This window comes from Aeromonas sp. HMWF015, assembly GCF_963878965.1.
Taxonomy (GTDB): Bacteria; Pseudomonadota; Gammaproteobacteria; order Enterobacterales; family Aeromonadaceae; genus Aeromonas; species Aeromonas veronii.
On sequence record NZ_CAWNZT010000228.1, the window covers coordinates 1 to 7,054 of the forward strand.

5 protein-coding genes are annotated in these 7,054 nt (G+C 54.9%); 2 read left to right on the forward strand and 3 right to left on the reverse strand.

What is annotated here, in order from left to right; translation table 11 throughout:
• Positions 1-413 (forward strand): anhydro-N-acetylmuramic acid kinase (locus tag AACS18_RS12470; protein WP_181363275.1); only part of this gene is annotated, 413 nt, incomplete at its 5' end.
• 22 nt (positions 414-435) lie between these two features.
• On the opposite strand, the gene AACS18_RS12475 is transcribed toward AACS18_RS12470, so the two are convergent.
• On the reverse strand, positions 436-1,308 hold the full coding sequence (locus AACS18_RS12475; RefSeq protein WP_108612435.1) for a hypothetical protein: 873 nt from the start codon (positions 1,306-1,308) through the stop codon (positions 436-438).
• Positions 1,309-2,470: 1,162 nt separating this feature from the next.
• On the opposite strand from AACS18_RS12475, the gene AACS18_RS12480 reads away from it, so the two are divergent.
• The gene (locus AACS18_RS12480; protein ID WP_108612436.1) at positions 2,471-3,736 is read left to right on the forward strand and encodes a RidA family protein; all 1,266 of its coding nucleotides are present in this window, start codon (positions 2,471-2,473) and stop codon (positions 3,734-3,736) included.
• A 135-nt stretch (positions 3,737-3,871) separates the two neighbouring features.
• Here the strand turns inward: AACS18_RS12480 and AACS18_RS12485 are convergent, their stop codons facing one another.
• Both AACS18_RS12485 and tkt read right to left on the reverse strand, forming a co-directional pair.
• Entirely contained in the window at positions 3,872-4,546 is a 675-nt protein-coding gene (locus tag AACS18_RS12485; RefSeq protein ID WP_108612437.1) for a hypothetical protein, read from the reverse strand.
• A 192-nt stretch (positions 4,547-4,738) separates the two neighbouring features.
• Positions 4,739-6,730 carry a transketolase gene (tkt, locus tag AACS18_RS12490; RefSeq protein WP_005338517.1) on the reverse strand — a complete coding sequence of 664 codons (1,992 nt, stop codon included), beginning with the start codon at positions 6,728-6,730 and terminating at the stop codon, positions 4,739-4,741.
• Positions 6,731-7,054: the final 324 nt, after the last annotated feature.

Here is a 7,054-nt window from a genome sequence, read left to right on the forward strand (position 1 = left end):
CCCCCAAGAGCACCGGACGGGAGATGTTTACCCTCGATTGGCTCGATGGGGAGCTGGCAGGCACTTCATACGCCCCCGTGGATGTGCAGCGCACCCTGCAGGCGCTCACCTGCCACAGCATCGCCCGCCAACTGCCCGCCCGGCCCGAGTCAGTCGGTGCCAGCCAGCCGAAAGCCGAGCTGTTTGTCTGCGGCGGCGGCGCCCATAACGCCCCCTTGCTGAAGGAGCTGGCCAGCCTGCTGCCTGCATGGCGCATCGCCAGCACTGCCGAGCTGGGCCTTGCCCCCGACTGGGTGGAAGGCGCTGCCTTTGCCTGGCTGGCCATGTGTTTTGTTCACCGCAAGCCGGGTAACCTGCCCGCCGTCACCGGCGCCAGCCGTCCGGCTGTGCTGGGGGCGCTTTATCCCGCCTGAGTGATGACAAGGGGGCTGCGGATCAGTGTGCCCCCTTGAACAGACGCACAACCTGTTGCCGGAACGGTGCAAACAGCGGGGGCTTTGGCGGCTCCAGATTGATATGGCGCCGCCCGGCACGGGTTTCACAGCGAAGCAGATTCTGGATGTAGTGATGGTGGGAGCGATGGATCAGCTGTGAGGCTTGATACGCCCACAGTCTGGGCACGCCCCACAGGGTGCTGGCAATCGCCCCGACGATGCAGAAGAAAGCGGGCTCCTGAATTCCCATCCGGCTGGCGTTCTCCAGCGCCTCCTTGAGCGAGTTGGAGTGGGCAATACAGGTCATGATATTGACCATGAAGGCGTCGTAATCATCCTCCCCACCCTTGCCAACGCGCGCCGTCAGGGTCGCCGCGGGCTGATAACCAAACTGATGGCCGATATTTTCCAACACCGTATTCCGCTGGCGGATCACCTTGCCATAAAACATCAGCATCACCATGCAGTCGATCGCCTTGCACAGCGCCTCGTAGTGGGGATGACTCTTCTTGGGACGCGGCGCCGTAGCGAGGGCCAGCTCTTCAGAGATGGCCAAGAGGCCCACAGGTACGGCGGTGCTGACAAACGAGAGATCAATCGACAGCTCCAGCCCCTCCTCCCCTTCCATGCGGGCCACAATCACATGTTCGCCAAACAGCCGACGCTGGCGCTCGATAAAGGCGCCAAAGACCAGATCACGAAACTGCTTTTGCGGATAAGGGGTATTGAGCAGGCTCTCGATGGTCATGATGGCGGCGGATACCCGGCCGCGCAGTCGGTAATCGGCAGGAATGGGAAAGCTCTTTCCCAGGCGAGGAGGTAACCGCTGCCCAGATGTTTGACAATACATATCGCCCAGAACGAAACCCAGCATAAATCCTCCACAGTCAGGTAATGATGATCGCGATGCGATCTCGCTTGCCAATCCTGGGCAATGGCCTGCCGGTGCATCGATGCTCTCCGTCAGGGCTCCTTGATTACCTTATTAATCATACGATTAATAGCGAGTGAAAAAAGCGACCTGACTCGCAATCACGCCACTAATTAACAGTTTCATCAAGAAACCATAAAAAGCGGTCGATAAATCCATTTTTTGACACATTTTCCTTTAAAAACAACATATTGAACTTTGTTCCTGCGAAATCATCTGAACTTTTCCAGAGCCCTGAAAACCATCCCAATCATCACAACCAGCCACAGATAAGGGGGAGATAGGACAAAGCCGCAAAAAGTGGAAAAACCTATGATGCGGGGCAACCCCACCCATCGGAGGATGCAACCGGCGTGAAGAGAAGAGGATTGCCACCACCCCCCCTCATCCAACGCCACCTCTCATCCAGCACCACAGCTCCTGCACACCGTCACGCCAACGCCATGCTCCCCACTCCTGTGCAGCAGGGGCAGATCCGCCGTGCAAATTCATGGCATAGAATTTTATGGCGTTAATAACAGATCCAGGCTGCCAGCAAGACGTCACCGAGTATGCCGGAATTATCATTAACAGAGAGGAATGCAAAAGCCGTGAATTATATTCCAGAGGTATCTTTAATAAGGTGGACATGCATATTCACGGGAATTTTCATAGCCCCTTAAAAAAACTTAAAACAGATATCCATGCACCATAATATGCATTATTTGCACATCGGCGCATAATATTAACCCTTTATTCACACGCCAATATCCCGCAGAGGGGGAGAGCAAACCCAGTCAGGGCAAGGCTGTCCGCCGGTTCGGCACCATTTGCGCACGAGTTGGCTACGATTTCGGGTGAATTGAATAGCAATATCATTAATTTTGCGCCCATTGAGCCATCTCATAGAAATGCAATCAGCGGTTTGCAACCCCTGATAGCGACTCATAGAATCGCAGCGTCTGAAATATCTACCCTGTCCTCTTCTCCATTATTCCTCTCAGTAATTGAGTGGATCACAAATAATAACCGGGGATGCCGCCGCTGGCGCAGTGGCCATGGCGAGCAACAAGATGGGGTCAACCTGTACCTGAATTAACAACAAATATTAAAAAGAGGCATATCTATGAGTGGCACCATCATCAAGTCGGCAAGAAATACCCCCCATGCACCCCAGGATCTGGGCCCCTGCACCCAAACGGTGGCGTTCTCCCATTACAACAATATCTCCGCCCAGCTGCCGGTCGATCCGGCCACCGGCAAGATGGTGAGTGGCGATGTCACTGCGCAGGCCAGACAGTGCCTGAGCAACCTCAAGGCGATCATCGAGAGCATCGGCCACGTGATGGACGATATGGTCAAAGCGACCATCTTCCTGAAAGAGATGGCGGATCTGGAGGCGGTCAACGCCGTCTATCGCGAATTCTTCCCGGGCTATCTGCCGACCCGCACCACCCTCGCCGTCGCCGCCCTGCCGCTGGGCGCGCTGGTGCAGATCGATGCCATCATCTCCAACGGCGAAGGCACCTTCCCGCAAGCCCCCAGCCCGCTGATTAAACTGGCCCGCAACAGTGACAAGGCGCCGCACAATCCGCTCTCCACTCATACCGTGGCCTTCTCCCACTACAACAATATCGGCGCCCAGCAGCCAGTCGATGCAGCCTCTGGCCAACTGGTTGCCGGTGGCATCAAGGAGCAGGCGGGCCAGTGCCTGCGCAACATCAAGCACGTGCTGGAGAGCATCGACGTGCCGTTTGACGATATCGTCAAGGTCACCGTCTATCTGACCGATCTGGCCGATCTGGAGGCCGTCAACGAGGTCTACACCACCTTCTTCCCCGACTCCGCCATCGCCCGCGCCGTCGCCTATCTGCCCGCCCGCTCGGTGGTCAGTGCCGCCGCCCTGCCCATGGGGGCACGGGTGCAGATGGATGCGGTCATCTCCCACGGTGACGGCACCCCGCCGCAACTGGTGGAAGACAGACACAATCTGGTGATCCGTGCCCGCAATACCGACAAGGCACCGCGCAGCCCCTTGCACACCCAGACCGTCGCCTTCTCCCACTACAATCATCTCTCTGCCCAACTGCCGATTGACCCCGCCACCAGCAAGATCCTGGCTGGCTGCATCAAGGAGCAGACCGCCCAGTGCCTGAGCAATATCAAGGCGATTGTGGAGAGCATCGGCCATGTGATGGACGATATCGTCAAGGTCAATATCCAGCTCGGCAATATCGCGGATCTGGATGCGGTCAACGCCGTCTACACCAAATACTTCCCGGGCTACCTGCCTGCCCGCACCGTAATCGGGGTAAGTGAACTTCCCGCCGGTGCTCTGGTACAAATCGATGCAGTGATGTCCAACGCCGAAAGCACCCCGCCGCAGGCGTAATGTTGCGGTAAATAAAAAAAGAGACCGGCTGATGGCCGGTCTCTTTTTATGTAACATATGGGGCATTATTTTTATGGCATCGTCTTAAAGAACGCGAACGTCCGATTACGCTTCGCTAATCGAACCTACGGACTTTTAATTAATTTTATCCAAGTAGGGGCTAAACTCATAGTTGAAGCTACAAGTTTCATGTGACCGAGAAAAATGAAGATTATCTAAAGCCACACAAATTTCTATACTAAGCAATGCAATAAGCTTCTGTTTAGATGACGATAATGTCATTTTGAATTGAGCAGAATCAACTGCAGTTAAACCGATTAAAATATGATAAATTGCAGACCACATATCAATCGATTTAGGTATTATTCGATGAATATCGATAGCAATCTCTTTCATCTCTTCAGAAGATAAAGTTTCAGTGTTACATAACATAAACCTCTCATGAAGCACCGCCCGCAATGACATGTCACCAACCAAGGGGTCATCGAGGATAGTCGATAATTGTGACGCATAAAACTCGATATCCTCTCTTGCCTGCTGTAAATAATACTGGTCGTTTACCTGTTCCTGCAAACCGACCTGACGGAGTAAAACAAATAACGTGAGCCCCCCAACTATTGGGGCATAGATCCCACCAATTGCTGAACCAAACTCAGCCCAGCGAGAGTGTTCATGTGATATCCCACCATTAAAAATATTAACATAAATAAATACTGGGGATACAACTATGGTAATGAGTGATGCTATTAGAATACTATTTTTATAATTAGTACTTAATAGTTTCTTTGTTATCAACCGAAAACGGTCCATATTGATCCTTTTATGCATCGTCGTGAATTATTTTTCTATATCTGAATTTTCATCATCAAGAATAAAAGCTTTTGATATAACAAATCAACACTAATAAAAATCTCTAATGTGAATAAAAAACGCCCCCCATCTTGCGATGGAGGGCGTTTTATCGTTCCGGCTATTGAGTCAGATTGACCCAATATTCAGCAATTACAGGGATTCAGCGGTCGCAACCACGTTTTCCACGGTAAAGCCGAATTCCTTGAACAGCAGCTCGGCCGGTGCAGACTCACCGAAGGTGGTCATACCGATGATCTTGCCGCCGAAACCGACGTACTTGTACCAGTAGTCAGCGATGCCGGCTTCGATGGCCACACGCTTGGTGACGGAGGACGGCAGAACGGACTCCTTGTACTCGGCAGACTGGGCGTCGAACACGTCGGTAGACGGCAGAGAGACCACGCGCACGGCACGGCCCTTGGCAGTCAGCTGCTCATAGGCGGCAACGGCCAGTTCCACTTCGGAACCGGTGGCGATCAGGATCAGCTCCGGAGTACCGGCGCAATCCTTCAGCACGTAGCCACCCTTGGCGGTGTCGGCCAACTGCTGGGCAGTACGGTCCATTTGGGCCAGGTTCTGACGAGAGAAGATCAGAGAGGTCGGGCCGTCGGTACGCTCGATGGCGTGTTTCCAGGCGATGGCAGATTCAACCTGGTCACACGGACGCCAGGTGCTCATGTTCGGAGTCAGACGCAGGGAGGCGATCTGCTCAACCGGCTGGTGAGTCGGGCCATCTTCACCCAGACCGATAGAGTCGTGGGTGTAAACGAAGATGGCGCGCTGCTTCATCAGGGCAGCCATGCGCAGGGCGTTGCGGGCATACTCCATGAACATCAGGAAGGTGGCGCCGTAGGGGATGAAACCACCGTGCAGGGCGATACCGTTCATGATGGCGGACATGCCGAACTCACGTACACCGTAGTGGATGTAGTTGCCGGAGGCATCGTCGTTGGTCAGGGACTTGGAGCCGGACCACATGGTCAGGTTGGACGGAGCCAGGTCGGCGGAGCCGCCCATGAACTCCGGCAGCAGCTTGCCGAAGGCTTCCAGAGAGTTCTGGGACGCTTTACGGGTCGCAATCTTGGCCGGGTTGGCTTGCAGGGTTTCGATGATCTTGGCGGATTCGGCAGCCCAGTTGGCCGGCAGTTCGCCAGCGGTACGGCGCTTGAATTCGGCAGCCAGAGTCGGGTGAGCGGCTTCATAGGCAGCGAACTTGGCAGCCCAGTCGGCTTCCAGTGCAGCGCCCTTCTCCTGAGCGTTCCACTCGGCAGCGATATCGGCCGGGATAACGAACGGCGCGTGGTCCCACTTCAGGAACGCGCGCGCAGCGGCGATCTCGTCGTTGCCGAGCGGTGAGCCGTGGCAGTCGTGGGAACCGGACTTGTTCGGGGAACCGTAACCGATGATGGTGCGGCAGCAGATCAGAGTCGGCTTGCCGGTCTCGGCCTTGGCGGCTTCGATGGCGGCATTGATGGCTTCCGGGCTGTGACCGTCAACAGCCGGGATTACGTGCCACCCGTAGGCTTCGAAACGCTTGACGGTGTCGTCGGTGAACCAACCTTCTACGTGACCGTCGATGGAGATGCCGTTGTCATCCCAGAACGCGATCAGTTTGCCCAGTTGCAGGGTACCTGCCAGGGAGCACGCTTCGTGGGAGATACCTTCCATCAGGCAGCCGTCGCCCATAAAGGCATAGGTGTAGTGGTCAACGATGTCGTGGCCCGGCTGGTTGAACTGCTCAGCCATGGCTTTTTCGGCGATCGCCATACCTACGGCGTTGGTGATGCCCTGACCCAGCGGGCCAGTGGTGGTTTCAACGCCCGGTGCATAGCCGTACTCCGGGTGACCCGGGGTGCGAGAGTGCAGTTGGCGGAAGTTTTTCAGATCGTCGATGGAGAGGTCATAACCGGAGAGGTGCAGCAGGGAGTACAGCAGCATGGAGCCGTGGCCGTTGGAGAGAATGAAACGGTCGCGGTCGGCCCACTTGGGGTTGTTCGGGTTATGTCTGAGGTGGCTACGCCACAGCACTTCGGCGATATCCGCCATTCCCATGGGGGCGCCCGGGTGACCGGAGTTGGCTTTTTGAACGGCATCCATACTCAATGCACGAATGGCATTGGCAAGCTCTTTACGAGAAGGCATCTGAATCTCCTGCGATTGCTTCATTTGATGGCCAAGATTAAGGCGCGTTATTGTCCCAGCAGGGCGCGCGGCGTGCAAATATTATCTGGATGAATAAAGTGGCTTTGGGAGGACAATCGCTTTTCTTGCCCTCTATTGACCAAAGCAACCAGAGAAAAACGTTTGATTTCCATCCCTTTCGGGATAGGAGAGCACCGCTTGTGACCCATTGGACACTGCGCGACAAAATAGTGCTGGCAATCGGGGGGGGCACTAATTAAAATAGACGTCCAGATGTAGATACCTCTACACCATCCCATTCATCCGGTTATTGCTGTGGCGATA